This is a genomic window from Arthrobacter senegalensis, from assembly GCF_059091765.1.
In genome coordinates this window covers 304,772-325,756 of record NZ_JBNHGZ010000002.1, presented here as the reverse complement: position 1 = coordinate 325,756, position 20,985 = coordinate 304,772, and the positions used below count along the sequence as shown (strand labels likewise).

20 protein-coding genes and 1 pseudogene are annotated in these 20,985 nt (G+C 69.0%); 13 read left to right on the top strand and 8 right to left on the bottom strand.

The features are described 5' to 3' along the window. Positions 1 to 146: 146 nt before the first annotated feature. Positions 147 to 1,058 carry a Cof-type HAD-IIB family hydrolase gene (locus AC5RVG_RS06920; RefSeq protein WP_494013260.1) on the bottom strand — a complete coding sequence of 304 codons (912 nt, stop codon included), beginning with the start codon at positions 1,056 to 1,058 and terminating at the stop codon, positions 147 to 149. 112 nt (positions 1,059 to 1,170) lie between these two features. Here AC5RVG_RS06920 and AC5RVG_RS06915 point away from each other — a divergent pair, with 112 nt between their 5' ends. The 5 genes from AC5RVG_RS06915 to AC5RVG_RS06895 all read left to right on the top strand — a co-directional run bounded on the left by AC5RVG_RS06915 (position 1,171) and on the right by AC5RVG_RS06895 (position 6,043). Further along, the gene (locus AC5RVG_RS06915) at positions 1,171 to 1,887 is read left to right on the top strand and encodes a DUF4352 domain-containing protein (RefSeq protein WP_494013259.1); all 717 of its coding nucleotides are present in this window, start codon (positions 1,171 to 1,173) and stop codon (positions 1,885 to 1,887) included. After that, on the top strand, positions 1,880 to 3,418 hold the full coding sequence (locus AC5RVG_RS06910) for a cupredoxin domain-containing protein (protein ID WP_494013258.1): 1,539 nt from the start codon (positions 1,880 to 1,882) through the stop codon (positions 3,416 to 3,418). The genes AC5RVG_RS06915 and AC5RVG_RS06910 overlap by 8 nt, the downstream gene beginning before the upstream one ends. Then, positions 3,418 to 4,920, top strand: coding sequence for a multicopper oxidase domain-containing protein (locus tag AC5RVG_RS06905; RefSeq protein WP_494013257.1), 1,503 nt, complete (start codon positions 3,418 to 3,420; stop codon positions 4,918 to 4,920). The genes AC5RVG_RS06910 and AC5RVG_RS06905 overlap by 1 nt, the downstream gene beginning before the upstream one ends. Positions 4,921 to 5,073: 153 nt before the next feature. Beyond that, positions 5,074 to 5,373, top strand: a complete 300-nt coding sequence (locus AC5RVG_RS06900) for a type II toxin-antitoxin system VapB family antitoxin (RefSeq protein WP_493977152.1) — start codon at positions 5,074 to 5,076, stop codon at positions 5,371 to 5,373. Then, positions 5,366 to 6,043 carry a LytR C-terminal domain-containing protein gene (locus AC5RVG_RS06895; protein WP_494013256.1) on the top strand — a complete coding sequence of 226 codons (678 nt, stop codon included), beginning with the start codon at positions 5,366 to 5,368 and terminating at the stop codon, positions 6,041 to 6,043. The genes AC5RVG_RS06900 and AC5RVG_RS06895 overlap by 8 nt, the downstream gene beginning before the upstream one ends. Before the next feature lie 140 nt (positions 6,044 to 6,183). Here the strand turns inward: AC5RVG_RS06895 and AC5RVG_RS06890 are convergent, their stop codons facing one another. Further along, positions 6,184 to 7,374 carry an MFS transporter gene (locus tag AC5RVG_RS06890; RefSeq protein ID WP_494013255.1) on the bottom strand — a complete coding sequence of 397 codons (1,191 nt, stop codon included), beginning with the start codon at positions 7,372 to 7,374 and terminating at the stop codon, positions 6,184 to 6,186. A gap of 246 nt (positions 7,375 to 7,620) precedes the next feature. Between AC5RVG_RS06890 and AC5RVG_RS06885 the strand changes: the two genes are divergently transcribed. Further along, positions 7,621 to 8,262 (top strand): dihydrofolate reductase family protein, encoded by a 642-nt coding sequence (locus AC5RVG_RS06885; RefSeq protein WP_494002076.1) that lies wholly within the window; start codon positions 7,621 to 7,623, stop codon positions 8,260 to 8,262. Between the two features lie 67 nt (positions 8,263 to 8,329). On the opposite strand, the gene AC5RVG_RS06880 is transcribed toward AC5RVG_RS06885, so the two are convergent. The 3 genes from AC5RVG_RS06880 to AC5RVG_RS06870 are packed head-to-tail and all read right to left on the bottom strand — an operon-like array spanning position 8,330 to position 12,001. Continuing rightward, on the bottom strand, positions 8,330 to 9,034 hold the full coding sequence (locus AC5RVG_RS06880; protein WP_494013254.1) for a DsbA family oxidoreductase: 705 nt from the start codon (positions 9,032 to 9,034) through the stop codon (positions 8,330 to 8,332). Between the two features lie 28 nt (positions 9,035 to 9,062). Then, complete coding sequence (locus tag AC5RVG_RS06875) at positions 9,063 to 10,319, bottom strand: M20 family metallo-hydrolase (protein WP_494013253.1); 1,257 nt, start codon at positions 10,317 to 10,319, stop codon at positions 9,063 to 9,065. Beyond that, positions 10,316 to 12,001: a thiamine pyrophosphate-dependent enzyme gene (locus tag AC5RVG_RS06870; RefSeq protein ID WP_494013761.1), complete on the bottom strand. Its 1,686-nt coding sequence runs from the start codon at positions 11,999 to 12,001 to the stop codon at positions 10,316 to 10,318. The genes AC5RVG_RS06875 and AC5RVG_RS06870 overlap by 4 nt, the downstream gene beginning before the upstream one ends. A gap of 117 nt (positions 12,002 to 12,118) precedes the next feature. On the opposite strand from AC5RVG_RS06870, the gene AC5RVG_RS06865 reads away from it, so the two are divergent. The 7 genes and pseudogenes from AC5RVG_RS06865 to AC5RVG_RS06835 all read left to right on the top strand — a co-directional run bounded on the left by AC5RVG_RS06865 (position 12,119) and on the right by AC5RVG_RS06835 (position 18,885). Beyond that, complete coding sequence (locus tag AC5RVG_RS06865) at positions 12,119 to 13,276, top strand: RsbRD N-terminal domain-containing protein (RefSeq protein ID WP_494013252.1); 1,158 nt, start codon at positions 12,119 to 12,121, stop codon at positions 13,274 to 13,276. 193 nt (positions 13,277 to 13,469) lie between these two features. Then, a complete protein-coding gene (locus AC5RVG_RS06860) occupies positions 13,470 to 14,831 on the top strand; it encodes an MFS transporter (RefSeq protein ID WP_494013251.1) in 1,362 nt (453 codons plus the stop codon). Further along, positions 14,828 to 15,223, top strand: a complete 396-nt coding sequence (locus AC5RVG_RS06855; RefSeq protein WP_494002081.1) for a RidA family protein — start codon at positions 14,828 to 14,830, stop codon at positions 15,221 to 15,223. Before AC5RVG_RS06860 ends, AC5RVG_RS06855 begins: the two co-directional genes overlap by 4 nt. Then, positions 15,216 to 15,836 (top strand): RraA family protein, encoded by a 621-nt coding sequence (locus AC5RVG_RS06850; protein ID WP_494013250.1) that lies wholly within the window; start codon positions 15,216 to 15,218, stop codon positions 15,834 to 15,836. Before AC5RVG_RS06855 ends, AC5RVG_RS06850 begins: the two co-directional genes overlap by 8 nt. A gap of 186 nt (positions 15,837 to 16,022) precedes the next feature. Beyond that, on the top strand, positions 16,023 to 16,676 hold the full coding sequence (locus AC5RVG_RS06845; RefSeq protein ID WP_494013249.1) for a GDSL-type esterase/lipase family protein: 654 nt from the start codon (positions 16,023 to 16,025) through the stop codon (positions 16,674 to 16,676). A gap of 10 nt (positions 16,677 to 16,686) precedes the next feature. After that, positions 16,687 to 18,279 (top strand): annotated as a pseudogene (locus AC5RVG_RS06840) (DEAD/DEAH box helicase); the annotation flags it as partial. A gap of 48 nt (positions 18,280 to 18,327) precedes the next feature. Continuing rightward, entirely contained in the window at positions 18,328 to 18,885 is a 558-nt protein-coding gene (locus AC5RVG_RS06835; RefSeq protein ID WP_494013760.1) for a hypothetical protein, read from the top strand. Between the two features lie 49 nt (positions 18,886 to 18,934). On the opposite strand, the gene AC5RVG_RS06830 is transcribed toward AC5RVG_RS06835, so the two are convergent. The 3 genes from AC5RVG_RS06830 to AC5RVG_RS06820 form a co-directional block, all read right to left on the bottom strand. After that, positions 18,935 to 20,371 (bottom strand): amino acid permease, encoded by a 1,437-nt coding sequence (locus AC5RVG_RS06830; RefSeq protein ID WP_494013248.1) that lies wholly within the window; start codon positions 20,369 to 20,371, stop codon positions 18,935 to 18,937. A 75-nt stretch (positions 20,372 to 20,446) separates the two neighbouring features. Continuing rightward, positions 20,447 to 20,752, bottom strand: a complete 306-nt coding sequence (locus tag AC5RVG_RS06825) for a hypothetical protein (protein ID WP_494013247.1) — start codon at positions 20,750 to 20,752, stop codon at positions 20,447 to 20,449. Beyond that, positions 20,752 to 20,979, bottom strand: a complete 228-nt coding sequence (locus AC5RVG_RS06820) for a tautomerase family protein (protein ID WP_494013246.1) — start codon at positions 20,977 to 20,979, stop codon at positions 20,752 to 20,754. The genes AC5RVG_RS06825 and AC5RVG_RS06820 overlap by 1 nt, the downstream gene beginning before the upstream one ends. Positions 20,980 to 20,985 lie beyond the last annotated feature (6 nt).

Here is a 20,985-nt window from a genome sequence, read left to right as displayed (position 1 = left end):
CACCGGGCCCGGAGTCAATTGTTACGGACGTTACGTTTTGCTGCGAAGGCAAAGTTTCGCTTGACTCGCGGAGGGAATCGGCGTGGAATGCGCCCCGTATTTCGCCGTGTTACGGCCCGACGGCGGGACCGCCAACGCGGGAAGCCCTACAACGTCTGCGCGATCGCCGCCCACGTCCGCAGGAACGCCGCGCCGGCTTCTTCGTGCACGGCCCTCGGGAAGCCCAGGTGGGCCGCGGTCAGCACCGGGTACGGCTTCTGCGGGACCCCGTCGTCGGGGCGGACGTCCACGTGCAGCACCGCGTGCCCGTTGTGGTGCAGCAGGTCGGACATCGCGTAGTCGGTGCGCGAATCGCCCATCGTCCGCCACGCGTGCGGCACCACGCCGTCCGCGGCCAGCATTTCCAGCGCCCGCTCGGCGCCCAGGTCCTTGCCCAGCTGCACCGACTCGATGTCGGTGGCGATGATGTTCGGGTCCACCCGATAGTCAATCTGGTCGTCGCTGTCCGGCAGGTGCTGGTCCAGGCGCGTGGCACCCATGCCGAACCTGGACATCAAAGCCAGCACCTCGGCGTCGAACTTTTCCTGCACCTGGCGGTACTCCCGGTTTTCCGTCCCCACCACCTGCTCCACGGAGACCATGGCCCGCTTGGTTTCGTCGAAGAACATGTGGCTTGAATAGCCGGAGCGGACCAGCTCGCGCACCTCGGCGGCGAACTCCTGCGGCGGAGCCAGCGCATGGTCCACATGGATCGTGCCCGGGCCGGCCGCCGTGAAGCTGAACCAGACGGCGCCCTTTTCGCACACCGCGTAGCAGCGCACCTCCGGCGGCATGCCGGCGGCCAGCATCGGCTCCATCACCTGCTCTTTGATGAACTGGTCCGACCGTCCGGTGTTGAACACGATCGGCCAGCCGCGTTTGGCCATCACGAGCAGCGAGTGGATGATCTCCGCCGGCACGGTTCGGGTCACCGTCGATGAAAGCGGGCCGTCGACGTCCAGCAGCAGGCCGATGGGCGGCTGCTCCGGGCGGGCAGGGAGACCGGCTGTGAGGCTCATGGTCCCAGTATGACGGGGCGGCAGGGCCGTTCGCATCCCACCAGTTTTTCCCAAGCCCGCCCGGCAAGGATGGGTGCCTACAGGTTTGGGGGAGCGGGAAAGCGGTAAGGCAATGACGACGCTCTATGGGGATAGCGCGGTCGTGCCGGGGCCGGACAGCAGCGCGAGCCTGCCGTCCGGTCTCTCGCGGCGTGTTTTTGGGGTACTTGTTGGGGCCGGCATCGCCGGCGTGGCGGGGGGCGCGGGCCTGCTCACGGCCAGCCACCTGCAGGCCGGCACGGTCGGGTCGGGAGGCGTGCAGACGTCGTTCGGGAGCGTGCGGCTGGTGTCCGCGGAGCGCCAGCATCGGTTGGCGTACGACGGCGGTGTCCCCGCCACGGGCGCGGAGACCTCCGCTGCTGCGGGGCCGCCTACGGGCGGCGGTGCGGAAGGCCGGGGGAGTGCCGCGGGTGGAGCCGGGCACGCCGGACACGGCCCCATCATGGCCGTGGCGCCACAGCCGGCGAACATGACGTGGGGTGACCACCTGCTGGTGGAGCTGGAGGTGCGGAACGCTTCGGAGGACGCGGTGCTGTTCGCTCCAGGGCAGCTGCGGCTGAGGGTCGGCGACGGCGGTCCGACGGTGACCAACCGGGACTCCGGGGAGGCCGTGGCGCTGGCAGCTTGGAGCACCGAGCGCTTCTGGATCAGCTTCCTGGTGCCGGCGGACACGCAGCGCTTGTCGGCGGAGTTTACGGATCCGTGGCTGCACGCGGCGCCGCTGCGGCTCGAACTGCCGCGGGTGGCGTTCAGACCCGGCTGGCTGGACGAAGGCGGACATCATGGTTGAGCACGTTCCGGAGCCGGACCACGGCCGCACGATGAGCGCAGCCTCGGGTAGTTCTGCGTCGGGCAGCGCTGCCTCGGATAGGACCGGCACCGAAGGCGCGGAGCCCCGGCGGCCAAAGGACTCCCAGGAGACACCCGGCGTGGGGCGCTGGAACTTCCTGAGATACGGGGCCGCCGCCGGGCTCGGCGCGCTGGCCCTGGGCGGACTGGGCGGCGCGGCATCGGCCCAGGCGACCGTGGCTGGGCGGAGGAGCCCCGCCCAGCCCGTCGCCACCGGAACCCGGCCCTCCGCCGTCGTGCCCGTTCCCGGCGTGCTGGACCTTTACATCAACGAGGGCTACCTGAAGATGGTGGACGACTCGCTGGTTTACCACCGCGGTTTCGGCGACCGGCCCACCGCCCTGCGGGACGCCTCGCCGAGCCTGGCCGTGGCGCCCAAGGTGTTTACCGCCGACGGGCGGCTGGTGGAGTCGCGGACCTATCCGCTGGGGGCGGCGCTGCCGCCGCGCGGCACCCCGCAGCCGTACGGCCCGGACCCGGCGAACCCCGGGCAGTACTTCATCCGCCGCAACTACTGGGCCAGCTACTTCCCCGCGCGCACGATCATCGCGGAGGTGGGTTCGACGCTCCGCTTCCGGGTGCACAACCGGCTGGCCAGGGACCATGAGTTTGTCCTGCACGACGTCGGGCCGGGCCACGAGGACGCCCGGACCGGTCCGATTGCGCCGGGCGGGAGCGCGCTGCTGGAGCTGCCGTGCCCGCCGGCCGGTTCGTACATCTACAGCGATCCGACCAACGCGCCGGTCGAGCGGACCCTCGGGCTCTTCGGCGCGCTCCTGGTGATGGATCCCGGGCACCAGTGGGACATCACGCCCGGCCGGGCCAGCTTCGAACGGCAGTGGGTGTGGATCTGCCACGCGGTGGAGTCGAACTGGGCGGCCATCGAGGCCGCCGGCGGCACCGTTGACCCGCTGCAGACCAAGGCGGTGCCGCGGTACTTCACGCTGAACGGGCGCAGCGGCTACGAGTCGCTTGCCATGACCAGGAACGAGGCGCTCAACCTGGCCAGCGACGAGGAAACCCTGGTCTCCGGGTATCCGCGGCAGCTCGACGTGCGCCAGTTCGGCGAAGGCACCACCGCCGGCACCCTCCGGGGCGGCCAGCTGGTGCGGCTGATCAACCCCGGAATCGTGTACCACCAGATCCACTTCCACGGGAACCACCTGTGGACCGTGCGGCGGAACAACTACCACTGGCCGCGGCGCGAGGGGTACGTGGACAAGCAGGGCCACGTGGTGCTGCAGCAGTGGGAGGACGTGGTGGAGCTGCAACCGATGGACCGGAAGGACTGCATCATCCCGGTCAAACGGCCGCCGGATGCCCTCGATCCGGTCTGGTACGCCCGGACCACCGACTGGGAGTACCCGATGCACTGCCACGCCGAGCCCTCGCAGACTGCCGCCGGCGGCTTGTACCCGGGCGGGCTGGTGGCTCACTGGAACCTGAAGGCACCGCTTCCCGGGGAGGGATGATGAGCAAACCGAGAGTGCCCCTGCGCTCCGGCAACGGCACGGCCGCGCAACGGGCCGAAGAGCAACGCAAGCGGGCCGAGGCCGAGCGGAAGCGGGAGGAAGCTGCCCGTCGGCGCGAGGAGGACCGGAAAAAGGGCAAGAAGAAGGACGACGACGACCGCAAGGGCGGGGGCGGGGCCAAGCCCACGGCGACGCCGAAGCCCACCTCCACGCCGAAGCCCACCGCGACCGCGGCGCCCACGGCTGAGCCGACCGCCTCGCCCACCGGCACTCCCACCGCCGCACCGACGCCGACGCCCACGGGCGAGCCCACGGAGGCACCGACGTCGTCCCCCACCGGGGAACCGACCCAACCCGCGCAGCCGGTGCCGAGCCCGAGCCCCACTGACGACGACGGCCGACCGCGCCACCGCTTTCGCAGCCAGGTGGACTTCAGCTCCGACCAGTTGGATCTGGACCGCCCGGTCACGGAATTCCGGCAGACGCCGCATTCGTCCGTCTACCTGGAGGTCTTCAACCGGGACCTGCGCTTCGACGACGGCGCAATGTTCGAGATGTGGAGCTTCGACTCGCGCGAATCCGGCCGCGGTTTTCCCGGCCCGTTGATCCGGCCGTTGGAAGGGCAGATCTTCCACGCCACCGTGCATCCCTCGATGGGCCCGCACACCATCCATTGGCACGGGCTGGAACCCGACCCGCGCAACGACGGCGTCGGCCATACGTCCTTCGAGATCGGCGGCACGTACACGTACCAGTGGGCGCCGGAGCCGGGCCGGCCCGGAGATCCCAACTACGGCGCGGCCGGCACCTACTTCTACCACTGCCACGTCAACACCGTGCTGCACGCGCAGATGGGGATGTTCGGCCCCGTGATCGTGGATCCGGTGGTGCACCCCGACTACCCGGTGACGCCGGGAGCGCGTCGGGCGTTCGTGGACGGGCCGGAGTACGACGTCGACACCGAGTCCATTCTGATCCCGTATTCGCTGGATCCGCGCTGGCACGAAATGCACCATGCGGCCGGGCTCTCCGGCGAAGACGTGGGGCTGAACCGGTTCGAACCCAAGCACTTCTACCTGATGGGCGGCGAGTTGGTTCGCCGGCGCTCCGGCGACAACCGGGTGTGGAGCCTGTCGGCGCTGCGGGCCAACGTGGCCGGCGGCGAGAAGAAGCCGACGCTGCTGCGCATCCTGAACGCCAACTACCTTCCCAACCGCATGTACTTCACGGCCATGGACGGGGAGCCGGTGCGGATGGCCGAGCTGATCGCGCACGACGGCCGGCCGTTCCGTGACACCTCCGTACCGGGGGCGCCCTCACCGACCTGCCGGGAGGCCGGATACCCGCTCATGACCGACGTGCTGGCCTTCGGCGCGGCCGAGCGGTACGACGTGATACTGCACCCGCCGGAACGGGGGGAGTACCGGCTGCGGGTCGAGTGGGAAGACTGGATTACCGGCGAGACCGTGGGCGTCCGCGAAGTGCCGATCACCGCGGCCTGACCGGCGGGATCGCCAGACACCCGCGGCCTCCCAAGCTGGAAGCGACAGACACTCCGACGCGTGCGGCAAACGGACCGTAACCTTTTGGCTACGGGTCCGCGGCACGCTGTGGCGCGCGTTTCCTTCGCGGGCCGACTTCCTTAGGCTGGGTTCGTGATCTTCAAAGCCGTGGGCGACAGCCGCCCCTACCCCGAACATGGCCACGTCAGCCCCAAGGATTGGGCCGAGGTGCCGCCGCGCCAAGTGCGCCTGGACGAGCTGATCACCACCAAGTCAACGCTCAACCTCGATGCCCTGCTGGCCGAAGACTCCACGTTCTTCGGGGATTTGTTCCCGCACGTGGTGCAGTGGCAGGGGAACCTTTATCTGGAAGACGGACTGCACCGCGCGGTCCGCACGGCGCTCCACCAGAGGGCCGTGCTGCATGCCCGGGTCCTGGTGGTCGATGACTGAACCCAGCATCCCGCCGCCACCCCGACGCAAGCCCAAGCAGATCCTGAGCTGGCAGGGCCAGCGCGTCATCACCGAAGAGGATCTGGACCGCGTCTTCGTCGAGGACGGCAATGTGGAGAAGCCGCACAGTTACCAGCGGCGGATCCTGCATGGGGTGGTGTTGGTGCTGCTGGTCGGCCTGGTCATCGCCGCGGCGCTCGCGGCCCTGGCCGTCGCCCGCGGCGACCTGAAGGTTCCCGGCTGGGGCCCGCCGCCGCCACCGGAAGCGGTCACCTGCCCGACCGGCACCTACGACTACCCGGACAACGGTTCGTTCCGGCTCAACGTCTACAACGGCACGCAGTTGGAGGGCCTGGGCAGCAAAGTGGCCGCGGCGTTGTCCGACCGGGGTTACGACATCGGTTCCGTCGGCAACAAGACCTTGAGCGTCTACGGGATGAGCGCCGTCGTCGTGTCCGGCAAGGCCGGCGAAGCCAACGCCTTCAACCTGCAGCGAAACATTCCTGACTCGGAATACGTGGCCGACGACCGCGGCGACGACAGCGTGGACGTGGTGGTCGGCGCCGGCTACAAGGAACTCGTGCCGGCCAACCGGGTGGACCAGACGCCGGGGACGCTGAGCTGCCCGCGGCTGTCGCCCACCCCCAGCGAACCTGCGGAGCCGGAGTAAGGCTTCCAGCACGACGGCGGTGCCTGGCCAAGGCGCGTACCGCACCGTCGGCGACACGCAGCTCCCGCCGTGCCGCCCGCCTCACCGCCGCGACGTCAGGCGCGGCACCGCTCTCGCCGTACCGCCGCCGCGCTGCGCCCCTAGGCGCCGACGGCGCCGGCGGCACCCTTCCGGCGGCCGTGCACGAAGAAGTAGAGCAGGGTGGTCAGCACCATCACCACGGCCAGCAGGGCATACATGCCCGGGTAGTCGAGAACCGGAACCAGCGTGCCCAGGATGATGGGGCCTAGCCCGGAACCGAGGTCGAGCGCCAGGAAGAAGGTGGACGTGGCCGTGCCGATGCGCATGGCCGGCGACACCTTCACCGCAATCGCCTGCGCGCCGGACATGATGGTGCCGAAGCCGATGCCGCTGAAGATCGCCGAGCCGATGATGGTCAGGAGGGTGGGGTCCGGGATCAGCAGCGCCAACCCCAGCACGAAGGAGATCAGGGTGGGGTACATGACGCTGTTGTCGCCGCGGCGGTCCTGGATCCGGCCGGCGAACAGGCGGGAGACCAGCACCGCCCCCGCATAGACCAGGAAGAAGACGCTGGCCGCGGAGGTGGAGCCCCGCGACTCCGCGTAGGAGGTCAGGAAGATCAGGATGCCGGAGTAGGAGGTCCCGGCCAGCAGGATGATGCAGGAGATGGGCAGGGCCGCTGTCTCGAAAATATCGCTCAGGCTCATCCGGAACCGACCGGATCGCTTCGGGGCCGGCAGTTCCGGCACCCGCAGGAACAGGGCCACCACGAGGGCAACCACGGAGGCGGCGGCGCAGAAGTAAAACATCGCATCGTAGTTGCGCAGCCCCGCCAGCAGCACGCCGACGAAGGGGCCCACCGCCGTCGAGAGCGTGGTGGACAGGCCGAAGTACCCGGTTCCCTCGCCGCGCCGGGTGTGGGGGATGAGGGTCTGGGCCGAGGCAGCCACCGCGGTGGTGCCCGCGCCGAAGGCCATGCCGTGCACGATGCGGAGCACCAGCAGCCAGGTCAGTGAACCGGTGGGAATGTACAGCAGCGAGGCGGCCACGAACACGGCCATGGTCGCCAGGATCATCTTCCGGCGGCCGACGACGTCCAGCAGCCGGCCGGCGAAGATCCGCGCAATGACCGAACCGAGCACGAACGCGCTGGACGTGAAACCGGCAGCGGTGTCGGAGGCCTGGAAGCGGTCCACGGCGTAGAGCGCCATCGTGGTCATCAGCATGTAGAAAACCAGGGAGATGAACAGGTTGACGACGATGGCCAGAATAAAGTTCTTGGTCCAGAGCCTCGTCGGTTGCTGATTCATCCCGCTATCGGTCCTCTCAATCGGGCCGAAGCGTCGGCCGGCCAATCAGTACATGCGCTGCACACGCCGATGGAACCGCAGTGTGCAGCCAGGGTGCTTCGCCGGTCGCCCAAGGGGACGGCGACCGCCACAGTTCAGGGAAGCGGACCTTCGCTCCGGGCGCTTGGGCGCCCGGAACACCCTCAACAACCTATCGCTTCGGGAGTAACATGTCGGCCAAGCGCCGGGCAGAGCGAGGAGCGTGCGATGGGCGAGACAACTGCGCAGGCGCGATCTGCGAACCTGATGGTGGACCTGATCATCTCGCTGGACGGCTATGCCTCGGCCGTGGGCTGGCCCGGCTGGTGGGGGCTGGAGGGCCCGGAGTATCTGGCCTGGCTCGAGCAGGAGGGGGAGAAGGACTACACCTTCCTCCTGGGCGCGAACACCTACCGGCTGATGTCGGGCATGTCCGAGCAGGCCGCGGCCGGGTCTTCGGAATTCTCCGAAGATGAGGGCGCCAGCCTGACCGGCCTCGCCGCCGTGCCCAAGGTCGTCTTCTCCTCCACGCTGCAGGCGCCGCTGACCTGGCCGAACTCGGAACTGGTCACCGGGAATGCCGTCGAGGCCGTGGCTGAGATGAAACGCACCGGGACCGGGCAGCTCAGCACCCTCGGCAGCCTCAGCCTGTGCCGGTCGCTGCTGACCGCGGGCCTCGTGGACCGGTTCCGGCTGGTCATCTTCCCTGTCATCACGGGCCGCACCGGCCGGGAACGGATCTACGACGGCTACCCGGACGTCGCGCTCGAGATGGTGGACAGCAGGACCTTCGACGGTCGGCTCCAGCTGCTCGAGTACGTCCCCACCGTGCTCGACGGCCCGCCCGGCAGCGCGCAAGGCACAAGATAAGGCATAGGACACAAGAAAACCGGCGGGCCGCTTCGGGAAGCAGCCCGCCGGTTCCGGTCCGGTTCGGTCAGTTGCAGCCGTCGGGGCCGCACACCGCGCCGTCGTCGGTCTTCGACTGCGGCAGCACGGTCAGCGGGCTGCGCTCGTTCCACGCCTGCCGAATCGCCTGCGCGAACGCCTCGGCCGGCTGCGCCCCGGAAATCCCGTACTTGCGGTCCAGCACGAAGAACGGCACCCCGTTCACGCCGAGCGCGCGGGCCTCGGCGATGTCGGCGCGCACCTCCGCGGCAAAGCGGTCGCCGGCCAGCGTCTCGCGGATCTCCGTCTCGGGAATGCCCAGTTCGACGCCCATGCCCACCAGATACTCCGCGTCGCCAATGTCTTTGCCCTGCTCGAAATGGCCGGACAGCAGGGCTTCCTTGGCCTGGTCCATCACGCCGTGCTCCTTGGCCAGATGCAGGAAGCGGTGCGCGGTGAAGCTGTTGGCCACCACCACGGAGTCGAAGTCGTAGTTCAACCCTTCGCCTTCAGCCTGCGCCGTGACGTGGGCGAACATCTGCTTGACCTGGTCCTGCGGCATGCCCTTCATCCGGGACAGGTACTCGGTCTCGGTGCCGTCATAGTGTTCCGGCAGGGTGGGGTCGAGCTGGTAGCTGCGCCATTCGACGTCGATCTGGTCCTTGTGTTCGAAGCCCTCCAGGGCCGTTTCGAAGCGGCGCTTGCCGATGAAGCACCAGGGGCAGGCAATGTCGGACCAGATCTCAATCTTCATGGACACGTCAACAAAGAGCGCGGGTCGGCTATTCCGCGCGGTCCAGCTCGCCGTGGCACAGGCGCCGGACCACGTCCGTGAGCATGTGCAGGCCTGCCACGATGTCCTCGTCCCTGGTGTACTCGTGCTCGTTGTGCGAGATGCCCTCGACCGAGGGCACGAAGAGCATGATCGTCGGGACGATGTCCTTCATGTTCGTCGAGTCATGCCCGGCCAGGGTCTTCACCTTCCGGTAGGAAAGGCCGAGGTCGACCGCGGCCTTTTCGGCCAGTTCCACGCCCTCAGGCTGGTACGGCGTCACGGGCCAGCAGTGGGAGCCGCCCTTGTCGATCCGCACGTTCGCGGCCCGCTCGATCTGAAGCATCCGCTCGTGCAGCATCTGGTCGGCCTCGGCCAGTACCGCCTCGTCGGCTGACCGCAGGTCAAGCAACAGGTTCACCCGGGACGGCACGACGACGGGGGAATTCGGATACACGTCGAGCTGGCCCACGGAGGTGTGCAGGACGCCGGGGAACCGGTCCGCGATTTCCCGCGCCGCCACCACCAGCATCGAGGCCCCCAGCAGGGCATCCTTCCGGTCCGCAATCACCGTGGAGCCGGTGTGCGACTGCTCGCCGTGCACCACGAACTCGTACTTGTTCGCCGCCCAGTTTGAATCCACCAGGCCGATCGTCACGCCGTCGCGCTCCATGCTCCGGCCCTGCTCGATATGGATCTCGGCGCAGTAGGCCGCCGCCGGCCCCGTGCCGGACCCGAGGCAGCCGATGGACTGCAGCGCTTCCGTGACCGTAATACCGGCCGGGTCCTCCACCGCCAACGCGGCAGCGGCGGTCATCTTTCCGGTGTAGACCGAGCTGCCCATCATCGAGGGCTTGAACCGTGCGCCCTCCTCGTTGAACCAGTTCACGACCGCCAGGTTGTGCCGCGGCACGGTGCCCGAGGAGCGCCATTCGGCCGCCAGCCGGAACGCGGCGTGCGCGGCGGCGAGGACCCCGTAGGCGCCGTCGTACTTACCCGCGGTCGGCTGGGAGTCCAGGTGCGAGCCCACCACCACATACGGCGCGTCCGGCACCAACTCCAGCAGGCCGAATTGGTTGCCTATCTGGTCGAACTCCACGCGGAAGCCCTCCGACTCCAGCAGTTCGGTGAACCAGCGCCGCTGTTCGCCGTCCGCCGCCGATCCGGCCAGCCGGTGTACCCCGCCGTTCTCCGTCGCCCCGAACCCGCTCAGCACCTCGAAGTCCCGCAAAAAGCGTGCGTCCTCGTGAGAATCCAGCCCGCTCATCGCGCGTCCTCCTGTTCTCCGGTCTTCGGTGACCGCACGGATGGATCCTGCAGCACGTGCAGCAGGGCGGGCTTGCCGCTGTCGACGGCGCGGCGGAAGGCATCCCGGAAATCAGCGGTCCGCTCCACCCGTTCGCCGTAGCCGCCGAAGGACTGCGCCCACTGCGCGAAGTCAGGGTTGGTGAGCTCCGTGCCCGACGGCCGGCCCGGATAACTGCGCTCCTGGTGCTCGCGGATGGTCGCGAAGCACCCGTTGTCCACCACGATGACCACCGGCGCGCTGCCGTACGCCGCGGCCGTCCCGAACTCCTGCCCATTCATGAGGAAGCAGCCGTCGCCGGCCACGGAGACCACCTGCCGGCCGGGGAAGATCAATCCGGCCGCCACGGCGGCCGGGATGCCGACCCCCATGGCGCCGTTGCGCGGTGCCACGAGCGAGTCGGCCGCCGAGTGCGGCAGGTAGCGTGCCGGCCACAGCGCGTGGTTTCCCGCGCCGTAGGTGATGACGGCGTCGTCGTTCAGTTCCTCGCGCAGCACCGCCATGCACTCGTTCAGGTCCACGCCGCGGCCGCCGTCGGCCGGCACCGGGGAGCTGAAGCGCTCGTACTCGGCGCGGGCATCCGGCAGCCAGGACGGCTCGGCGGCGCCGGCCTCCGGTAGCCCGGTCAGGGCCTCGGTGAACGCAATCGGATCGGCCACTATGTGCTGGTCGAGGCGCCCGAAGTGCCCCAGCGTATCGCCGGGCATCACCACCACGGTCTCGGCCTCCAGGCCGGCGGTGTACCCGTCGCTCAGGACGTCCGCGCGCGGGCAGCCGATGAACACCAGCAGATCCGACTTATCAAACCGCGCAGCCAGCGCGTCACTGCGGGCGTAGCCGAGCGACCCTACGTAGCTGTTGCCGCCCTCGAGCCGGTGCGGCACGGCATCGTAGGCGCGGAAGTCTGCGGCCACCGGGATTCCACGCCCGGCCGCCCACCTGGCCAGCGCCTCGCCGGACTCCTGCGTCCAGCTTTCGCCGCCCACCACGATCATCGGGCGGCTGGCCTGTGCCAGCCTCGTGCCGAATTCCTGCAGTGCCGACGACGACGGGGCCGAGCGGGCCAAGGCTCGCGGCGTCACCGGGACGCCGCCCGGGACCAGGTGGGTGAGAACGTCCTCGGGGAGGCCGATGACCACCGGGCCGGGCCGGCCGCTGAGGGAGGTGTGGATGGCGTCGTCCACGACTGCGGCTGCCGAGGCTGCATGGTCGAGGACCAGGACCTTCTTGGCGGTGCTGCCGAACCAAGCGTTGATGTCGAACTCCTGGAACGACTCACGTCCGCGGTCGGCCACGGGGATGAGTCCGACGAAGAGCACCAGGGGAGTGGCGTCCTGGTAGGCGGTGTGGACGGAGATGAACGCGTTCGCCGCGCCGGGCCCGCGGGTCACCATGGCGATCCCGGGAAGGCCGGTCAACCGGCCCTCGGCCAGCGCCATGAACCCGGCGCCTCCCTCATGGCGGGTGACGACGGTGGTGATCGAGGAATCGTGCAGGCCGTCCAGGACGTCGAGGAAGCTCTCGCCCGGGACGCCGTAGACGCGTTTCACCCCGGCGGCCTCGAGCTGTGCCACGATCAGATGTCCCGCGCTGATACCGGCGCCGGCGCTGCCTGCGCTGCCGGTCCTGCCGGCCTCCGGCATGGCTGTAATGCTCACGCTGTTCCCTTCCTTCGGTCTTTGTCTCGTTCCATGCTGGCAGCCGCCAACTGCGAAGTAACTAGCTGAAGCCAACCCCTTTGGCGCGTTTAGACTGTGCTCATGCACACAGTCTTTGGCGAGACGTCCGACCAGGCCTGGGCCAGTCTGGTTGCGCGGCTGCGGCAGCAGGCCGGGGCGTTGAAGGCGGATTTCGTCCGGCGGGTTCGGAGCATCCCAGGCTACGCGCAGGACCTGGTCGGCCACGACGATCTGGAGTCGACGGCGGCAGGTTCCCTCGAGCTGATCCTGGACTGCCTGGAGGAACCCGCTTCCTATCCAGGCCTGCTGAGGTTTGCTGAAGAACTGGGCGCCCGCCGGGCACGCCAGGGTGTGCCGCCGGAGGCGCTGATTTCCGCCGTGCGTCTCGACTTTCCGGTGGTCTGGGGCAGCCTGTTGGAGCTGTCGGGCCCCGAGGACGCCGCCATGCTGACAAGCCGGGTGGAAACCGTCTGGAAGGTGGTTGACGACTATGCCGCCGCCGCCCATTCCAGCTATCTCGCCGAGCGTATCCTCATGGCCCGGGAGGAAGCAGGCGTGCGGCACGAGTTCGTGGCCGCGCTGTTCGGGCCGGAGGGCCAGCTGCCGGAGACCCGGAACCGCTTCGCCACAGCGTTCGACGTGAACCCGGACGGCCGATTCGGGATAGCCGCCGCGCAGGGGAAGGCCGCCGCGGCGCTGCGGCAGCTCGCGTCCTACTCACACCGTGGGGCGCCGGCCTTCCTGCATCAGGCGGACAAGTATACGTACGTGTTCTGGCCCGAAACGCAGGGGATGCAGGACCTGGGCGGCGTGCGGGTCCCGGCACCGCTGGCATCCGTTGCCTGCGGGGTGCACGGACCCGTGCTCGGACTCGGGGAACTGACGCCGGCGGCGAGGATCGCCGCGGTGCTCAGCGATCTGGTCAACAGCAGTGACAAGCAACCGTTGACCGTGGGCGAGGACTGGACCCGCCTGACCCGCCTGCGGATGGCAGGGATCGGCATCGATGTCAGGGCCGGGCTCGAGGCACAACTGGCGGTTTGCCGGCCGGACGAACGCGACCGGCTGGAAGAAACCGTGCTCAGCTTCATGCGGAACGGGAGCGTCACCGAAACCGCCGAGCACCTCTATTGCCACCGCAACACCATCCTGAACCGGCTCAAGCGGTTCAAGGACCTGACCGGCATTGACCTGATGAAACCCTTGGAGGCGGCCCGCGCGGTTGTCGCCTGGGCCTGAGGCAAATCCCAAGGGCCTGTAGGGGGTGTGTCGGCGCGGGTGTGCAGATGCCCAGCCCCGGCGTCCGAAACGTGTGTGCTTAGCGATTGTGAGGCACACTACACGCCGGGATAGTGGGTAAACGATTCGAATGCGCTCAGCACGAGCATGCGGCCCTGCCGCCGACCCACCTCGCACCCCTATTGGAGATGCAATGTCCCAGCATGTGACACCCACCAGCGCGGCCGCGGCCCGCCTGGACCGCCGGAAGATGCGGAAGATATCTACGGCAAGCGTCATCGGCACCACCGTCGAGTGGTACGACCTGTTTCTTTTCGGCACCGCGTCCGCGCTGGTGTTCAACCGGATCTTCTTCCCCGAGCTCGACGGCGCCGTCGGCACCATCCTGTCGTTCCTGACCTTCGCGTCGGCCTACCTGGCCCGCATGGTGGGGGCCATCCTGTTCGGTCACTTCGGCGACCGGCTCGGCCGCAAGTCCATGCTGCTGATCTCACTCATGACCATGGGCGCGGCGACCTTCGCCATCGGCCTGGTGCCGGACTACTACACCATCGGCGTGGCAGCGCCGCTGCTGCTGCTGCTGCTCAGGCTCATCCAGGGGCTGGCGCTCGGCGGCGAATGGGGCGGCGCGGTGCTCATGACCGTCGAGCACGCACCGGAGAACCGGCGCGGCTTCTTCGGCTCCATGGTGCAGATCGGTGTTCCGATCGGAACCCTGCTGGCCAACGTCGCCTTCCTCATCGTGGCCTCCACCATGAGCGACGAGGCACTGCTCAGCTGGGGCTGGCGCGTCCCGTTCCTCCTCTCCGCCGTCCTGGTTGCGGTCGGAATCTACATCCGCCTCAACATCGAGGAGACCCCGTCCTTCCAGATGGTCCGCGAGACCGGGGCCAAGGCCAAGCTGCCGTTCGCCTACCTGATGAAGCGTTACTGGAAGCAGGTCATCCTGGGCGGCGTCGCCACCCTCTCCACGGGCAGCACCTTCACCCTCCTGGTGGCTTCCGGCGTCAACTACGGCACCGCGGAACTCGGCTACTCCAAGGACAAGATGCTCTGGGTGGTCATGTTCGCCTGCGCGTTGGCGTTCGTTGCCATCCCCTTCTTCGGGCGGCTCTCGGACCGCGTAGGCCGCAAGCCCATCATCTTCGCCGGCATCATCGCCGAGGCCCTCCTGGCCTTCCCGTTCTTCTGGCTGCTGAACTCCGGATCCGAGCCGCTGCTCTTCGTTGCCTACGGCCTGATGATGCTCGCCTTCTCCGCCAACTACGGACCGATCGCGACCTTCCTCGCCGAGCTCTTCGGGTCCAAGGTCCGTTACTCCGGCCTGTCCGTTTCCTACATGCTCTCCGGCCTGCTGGGCTCCGCGGCGACTCCCGCGATCACCGTGGCGTTGCTGGCGGCCACCGGCCAGAGTACCTCCATCGCCTGGTACATCATGGGCGCCGCAGTGCTCTCCCTCATCGCGCTGTACCTCCTGACGGAGACCCGCCACGGCGATATCGACGCCGTGGACAACACTGACACGGTGAAGGCATTTGCCAAGGCGGAATCGTGAGCATTCGCCGCATTACTGCAGCGCCGGGTGCGGTGGGGCCGGTGGGGCCCTACTCCCAGGCGGTGGTGGCGAACGGTTTTGTCTTCACCTCCGGGCAGATCCCGGCGGGGCCCGGCGGCCTGGCCGACCAGCCGGAGAACTTCTCCGACCAGGTGCGCCAGACCATCCGGAACCTCGAAGCGATCCTGATCGAGGCCGGCAGCGGCCTGCAGCATGTGGTCAAGGTGAACACCTACCTGACCAGTGCGGACCAGCTCGAGGAATACAACGCCGTGTACGACGAGTACTTCGGTCCGCACCGGCCGGCCCGCACGTCGGTGTGCGTCAGCCTGTGGGGCGTGTCCCTGGAGATCGAATGCGTGGCGGTGGTTCCAGGGGCCGACCATGGATGAGTTGCTGCGGAAACTGGGCCGGGTCAGCCTCCCCACGCTCGGCCACTTCCTGGAGGACGGCTTCTGCAGCGGGGACATCCGGAGCATGGTGCCGGGTGTCCGCATGATGGGGGTCGCCGCCACCGCGTTGATTCCCGACGCCGATGCCGTGGCCGTGAACCAGGCGCTGGTCCGGCTTCGTCCCGGCGAGGTCTTGGTTCTGGACCTGAACGGGGACCGGAGCCACGCCCCGGTGGGTGCGGTCACCTCTGCCGCGGCCAAGGCCCGCGGCGCCGCGGGCATCCTGGTGGACGGCCCGGTCACCGATCTCACGGATCTGCAGGCGGCGGACGACGGCGGGGCGTTGCCGGTCTTCGCGCGCGGCACCACCTGCCTGACCACGAAGCGGCACGGCTCCGGCCGGTCGCAGTTCGGTGTCGCGGTCACCATCGGCGGCGCCACGGTGAATCCCGGCGACATCGTCTTGGGTGATGAGAACGGAGTGGTGGTGCTGGCGCCCGAGGTGGCAGCCGCCGTCGTCGATTCCGCCCTTGCCTCGGACGATGCTGAGCCGGCGATCCTGAAGCGGATCGCCGCGGGGGAGCCGCTGGAGGACGTGCTCTACCTCGGCTAGCGAACAGTAATTCGCTCAAGGACCCGGGTGCGCTCTACACCCGGGTCCTTCCGTCCTCTGGCCTGCTCCAAGGGCTAGGGGGCGCACCTACCGGTGGTCGGGACGGGGGGATAAGGTGTGCTCACCGGCCCGAGTGCCCGCCCGCGGTTCCCGAAGGCAGCACCGACCCTGAAACAGGAGGGCGACATGGCAGCTGACGCACCCGGCAGCACCGGCCACGTCGTGCTGCTCGGCGACTCGGTGTTCGACAACGCTGCCTATGTTGCCGGCGGCCCCGACGTCGTGACGCACCTTCGCGGGCTGCTGCCGCGCGGCTGGCAGGCCACGCTCCTGGCCCTCGACGGCGCCGTCATCAGCGGGGTCGCCGGCCAGCTCCGCTCCCTCCCGCGGGACGCCACGCACCTGGTGATCAGCGTGGGCGGGAACGACGCCCTGGGCTTCGCCTACCTGCTCAATGAACCGGCCGTGTGGGCGGCCGAAGCCCTGGCCATGTTCGCCGATGCCCAGGATAAATTCGGCGCCGGTTATGTCGCGATGCTGGATGCGGTCGCGGCCACGGGGCTGCCGACGGCGGCCTGCACCATCTACGACACCCCGCCGTCGGGCCCCGACCAGCGGATCATCCGGTCGGCCGCCGCCCTGTTCAACGACCACATCACCCGGGCCGTCTTCGCCCGGGGGCTGGCGCTGGTGGACCTGAGGCTTATCTGTCCCGAAGACGCCGACTACGCGAATCCGATCGAGCCCTCCGTCCAGGGCGGTCGCAAGATCGCGCACGCCATCAGCGCCTACTTGTTCCCCGAGCAGGCCGCCCCTCGCTCCCTGGTCATCGGCGCCTGAGCGCCGGAAGATGCCGGACAACGAACGCCTTGAAGCCGGCACGGCCGGCGCGGCTGGCGCGGCTGGCGCGGCTGGCGCGGCTGGCGCGGCTGGCGCGGCCGGCGCCCGCAGGCTCCGGGAATTCCGGGACCGGCTGGGCTTCGAGCTGGACCCGTTCCAGCTAGAGGCCTGCTCGGCGCTCGATGCCGGCCGCGGGGTGCTGGTTGCGGCCCCCACCGGGGCCGGCAAGACGGTGGTGGGGGAGTTCGCCGCCTTCCTGTCCGTCGCCCAGGGCACCAGGACGTTCTACACCACGCCCCTCAAGGCGTTGAGCAACCAGAAGTTCGCCGAACTCTCCGCGGCCTACGGGAGCGCCCGGGTCGGCCTGCTCACGGGAGACAGCAGCGTCAATCCGGACGCCGACGTCGTCGTCATGACCACCGAGGTGCTGCGGAACATGCTCTATGCGGGATCCCCCGCCCTGGACCGCCTGGTGTATGTGGTGATGGACGAAGTGCATTACCTGGCGGACCGGACCAGGGGAGCGGCGTGGGAGGAGGTCATCATCCAGCTCCCGCAGACGGTGCGGCTGGTCAGCCTCAGCGCCACCATCTCCAATGCCGAAGATTTCGGGGCCTGGCTGGAAGCGGTCCGGGGCGACACCGCCGTGGTGGTGTCCGAACACCGTCCGGTGCCCCTGTTCCAACACGTCATGGCCGGAAACCAGCTGTTCGACCTGTTCGCCGAGCCCGTCGCCTTCGACGAGCTCGACCCGCAATCGCCGGCGGTGCTGGACGAACATCCACTCAACCCCCACCTGCTGGCGCTGTCCGACGCGGCCTCGATGCCACGACCTTCCGCCGGCGACGAGCAGGAGCGCGGCCGGACCCGGCAGTTCCACCGGTCACGCAGCCCGGCAGAAGGCGGCCGGGAGTCCAAGCCCTGGGCGCAGCTGCTCCAGCGGCTCGGCCGCGACGGGCTGCTGCCGGCGATCGTGTTTGTCTTCTCCCGGGCCGGGTGCGACGCCGCCGTCCGTTCCTGCACCGAATCGGGACTCTGGCTGACGGACCTGCGCGAACGCAGGGAGATCCTCCGCCGGGTCGAGGCCGCGGACCTTGGGCTGACCGGGGAGGAGGGCGAGGAGCTCGGAATCCCAGGGTGGCGGGAGGGCCTGCGCCGTGGCGTCGCCGCGCATCATGCCGGAATGCTTCCGGCGTGCAGGCAACTGGTGGAGCAGCTGTTCGCCGGGGGCCTGCTCAAGGCCGTCTTCGCCACGGAGACCCTGTCTCTGGGGATCAACATGCCCGCCCGCTCGGTGGTGCTCGAGCGGCTGGAGAAGTTCGACGGCGAGGCCATGGTTCCCTTGACCGCGGGCCAATATACGCAGCTGACCGGACGCGCGGGCCGGCGCGGCATCGACGCGGAGGGCCACGCCGTCGTGCTGTGGAGACCGGGAGTGGATCCGGCGGCCGTCGCTGCACTGGCCTCCCGGCGCACCTACCCGCTGCACTCCGGCTTCCGGCCCGGCTACAACATGGCCGCCAATCTCATCGCGCGGCACGGCCACGAGGGCGCGCGCGCACTGCTGGCGCGGTCGTTCGCCAGTTTCCAAGCGGGGAGGACCGGTCCGGACTCCGGAATCCATGAGGAAACCTTCGAGGGCCTGGTTCGGGTGCTCGCTCGGTACGGCTACCTGACGGTCGATGCCCAGGGGACGCTGATCGACGACGGCGGCGCGCGGCTGCGCGGGATCTACGGCGAGCGGGACCTGCTGGTCTGCCTGGGCCTGGACCGGGGCGCCGCGCGACGGCTCACCCCGGTTGAACTCGTCGGTTTTGCCGCCGCCCTGGTGTACCGCAGCGGCAGGAGCCCGGCGGGCCCGGTGAAAATGCCGACCAGCGGGCTGCAGTCCTCCTTCGACACCCTCACGGACGCCTGGGCGGAGCTGAGCGTGCTGGAGCGGCGCTACCGGCTGCCGGGGACCGCGGAACCGGAGACCGGGCTGGTCCGCCCGCTGTACGGCTGGGCGGCTGGCCGAAGCCTGGCCGACGTCCTGCCGGAGACGGGGCTGTCAGCCGGTGGTTTCGTGCTCTGGGCCAGGCGGTGCGCCGACCTGCTCGAGCAGGTGGCCGCCGTCCACCCGGAGTCGTCGTCCACCGCCGGCACGTGCCGCGAGGCCGTGCCGCTCATCCGGCGCGGAGCCGTCGCCCGGGCTGCGCTGGTCGACTGACCCGCCCGACGCCGGCTGCGGGCCCGCTACTGCTCCGCCGGCGTCCGGACTACTGTTCCGCCGGCGCCCGCGACGGTTCCGCGGCCACGTCCGCGCCGGTCTCGTCCACCAGTTCGGCGCGGCGCCGCCCGGCGCCCTTGATGCCGAAGCGGTAGGCCACGAACAGCAGGGCGATCCACGCACAGCCCACCAGCAGGGCAACTCGGGTGTCCGGCATGATGCCCAGCAGCACCACGATGAACACCATGAAGCCCAGCGCCAGGTAGGACGCCACCGGCCAGAACGGCACCGGGAATTCCGACGCCGGCAGCCCCTTCCGCGCAATCTCCCGCTTCATCGCGATGTGGGAGAGCAGGATCATCAGCCAGACCCAGACCGTGGCGAACGTCGCGATCGACGCAACAATCAGGAACAGGGACTCCGGCAGGAGCGCATTGAGCACGACGCCGGCCAGCAGCACCGCGGCCATCGTCGCCACCGTCATCCACGGCACCCCGTGCCGGGAAATCTTCGCGAAGGCCTTCGGCGCGTGGCCCTGCTCGGCCAGCCCGTACATCATCCGCCCGGCGCCGAACGTGTCGGAGTTGATGGCGGAAATGGCGGCTGTGATCACCACGGCGTTGAGGATGTGCGCGGCCGCCGGGATGCCCAGCATGTCGAAAATCTGCACGAACGGGCTGGTGGAACCGTCGATCCGATCCCACGGCGAGATCATCATCAGCACGGCCAGCGTGCAGACGTAGAAGAGCAGGATCCGCACCGGCACCGTGTTGATCGCACCCGGGATGGCCTTCTTCGGGTTCTCCGCCTCGCCGGCCGTGATCCCGATGGTCTCGATCCCGCCGAACGCAAACATCACGATGGAGAAGGAGGCCAGCAGCCCCCAGAACCCGTTGGCGAAGAAGCCGCCGGATCCCAGCATGGTCTCCAGCCCCGGGTTGGCTCCGTCCGGCAGCCCGAAGCCGAAGATGATGATCGCGGCGCCGCCGAGGATCATGGCGATGATCGCGGCGACCTTGACCAGCGACAACCAGAACTCGGTCTCGCCGAACACCTTGACCTTGACGAGGTTCAGGGCGGCGATGAAGAATACGACGGCGAGGATCCAGATCCAGCGCGGCACCTCGGGGAACCAGAAGCCCATGTAGATGCCGAACGCCGTCACGTCCGCGATCGCCACGATGGCCATCTCGAACGCGAAGGTCCAGCCCGTGATGAACCCGGCAAACGGGCCCAGGTAGCGGCTGGCGTACTGGCCGAACGATCCGGAGACCGGGTGCCGCACGGCCATCTCGCCCAGCGCCCGCATGACCAGGAAGACCGCGGCGCCGCCGATGGCGTAGGCCAGCAGCACGGCCGGGCCGGCGGCCTGGATGGCGGCGGCCGAGCCGTAGAACAGGCCGGTGCCGATCGCGGAGCCGAGGGCCATGAAACGGATGTGGCGGACAGTCAGGCCACGCGCGAGCGCGGACGCGAATTGCGGCATGGGAGAAACAACCTTGCTGGAGGGAGACGGCCGGTCAAAAAAGCGGCCAGTCAATTCTACGCCCCGCCCGGAACCTTATCTGCCGTAGTCGACGTGCGCGCGGACCCTGTGGCCGTCGTCGCTGAGCCAGCCGCGGCTCTGCGCAAAGCCGATCATGCCGTCGAACTCCTTGGCCCACGACGGAGGTTGGGCGGCGCCGCTGGCCCGTAGTTGCGCCACGTCCAGCCAGGCATAGCCTGCGTCCACGGTGCCCAACCCGGCCGCTGCCAGCGTCTGGGCAACCTCCTGTTCGCCTAAGCCATCGGCGCGCACGGCGAGTTCGCGCAGGTTCTCCGGATCCTTGACGGCGGCGCCGTCCTCCCGGTCCACGTCCACAAACATCAGGCGGGGTTTCCTTCCGTGACGGGTGCCGTGGCGGCCTGCTGGCGCTCGGCGATGGTTTGGTCGGCCTTCGACCAATGGGTGGTCGGGACCTCCCGGATGATCACGGTGGTGTTCTGCGGCAGCGCGCCCACGGATTCTTCCGCGGCGCGGTGCAGGGCGCTCACGAGGTCCCGCAGTTGCTGCGGCGTACGACCCTCGGCAATCGATACGTCAATCAACGGCATGTCGTC

Bases quoted from the DNA above. Each gene is read 5' to 3' on its own strand.
- AC5RVG_RS06920 (WP_494013260.1), bottom strand. From the start codon at position 1,058: ATGAGCCTCACAGCCGGTCTCCCTGCCCGCCCGGAGCAGCCGCCCATC.
- AC5RVG_RS06915 (WP_494013259.1), top strand. From the start codon at position 1,171: ATGACGACGCTCTATGGGGATAGCGCGGTCGTGCCGGGGCCGGACAGC.
- AC5RVG_RS06910 (WP_494013258.1), top strand. From the start codon at position 1,880: ATGGTTGAGCACGTTCCGGAGCCGGACCACGGCCGCACGATGAGCGCA.
- AC5RVG_RS06905 (WP_494013257.1), top strand. From the start codon at position 3,418: ATGAGCAAACCGAGAGTGCCCCTGCGCTCCGGCAACGGCACGGCCGCG.
- AC5RVG_RS06895 (WP_494013256.1), top strand. From the start codon at position 5,366: ATGACTGAACCCAGCATCCCGCCGCCACCCCGACGCAAGCCCAAGCAG.
- AC5RVG_RS06890 (WP_494013255.1), bottom strand. From the start codon at position 7,374: ATGAATCAGCAACCGACGAGGCTCTGGACCAAGAACTTTATTCTGGCC.
- AC5RVG_RS06885 (WP_494002076.1), top strand. From the start codon at position 7,621: ATGGGCGAGACAACTGCGCAGGCGCGATCTGCGAACCTGATGGTGGAC.
- AC5RVG_RS06880 (WP_494013254.1), bottom strand. From the start codon at position 9,034: ATGAAGATTGAGATCTGGTCCGACATTGCCTGCCCCTGGTGCTTCATC.
- AC5RVG_RS06875 (WP_494013253.1), bottom strand. From the start codon at position 10,319: ATGAGCGGGCTGGATTCTCACGAGGACGCACGCTTTTTGCGGGACTTC.
- AC5RVG_RS06870 (WP_494013761.1), bottom strand. From the start codon at position 12,001: ATGCCGGAGGCCGGCAGGACCGGCAGCGCAGGCAGCGCCGGCGCCGGT.
- AC5RVG_RS06865 (WP_494013252.1), top strand. From the start codon at position 12,119: ATGCACACAGTCTTTGGCGAGACGTCCGACCAGGCCTGGGCCAGTCTG.
- AC5RVG_RS06860 (WP_494013251.1), top strand. From the start codon at position 13,470: ATGTCCCAGCATGTGACACCCACCAGCGCGGCCGCGGCCCGCCTGGAC.
- AC5RVG_RS06850 (WP_494013250.1), top strand. From the start codon at position 15,216: ATGGATGAGTTGCTGCGGAAACTGGGCCGGGTCAGCCTCCCCACGCTC.
- AC5RVG_RS06845 (WP_494013249.1), top strand. From the start codon at position 16,023: ATGGCAGCTGACGCACCCGGCAGCACCGGCCACGTCGTGCTGCTCGGC.
- AC5RVG_RS06830 (WP_494013248.1), bottom strand. From the start codon at position 20,371: ATGCCGCAATTCGCGTCCGCGCTCGCGCGTGGCCTGACTGTCCGCCAC.
- AC5RVG_RS06825 (WP_494013247.1), bottom strand. From the start codon at position 20,752: ATGTTTGTGGACGTGGACCGGGAGGACGGCGCCGCCGTCAAGGATCCG.
- AC5RVG_RS06820 (WP_494013246.1), bottom strand. From the start codon at position 20,979: ATGCCGTTGATTGACGTATCGATTGCCGAGGGTCGTACGCCGCAGCAA.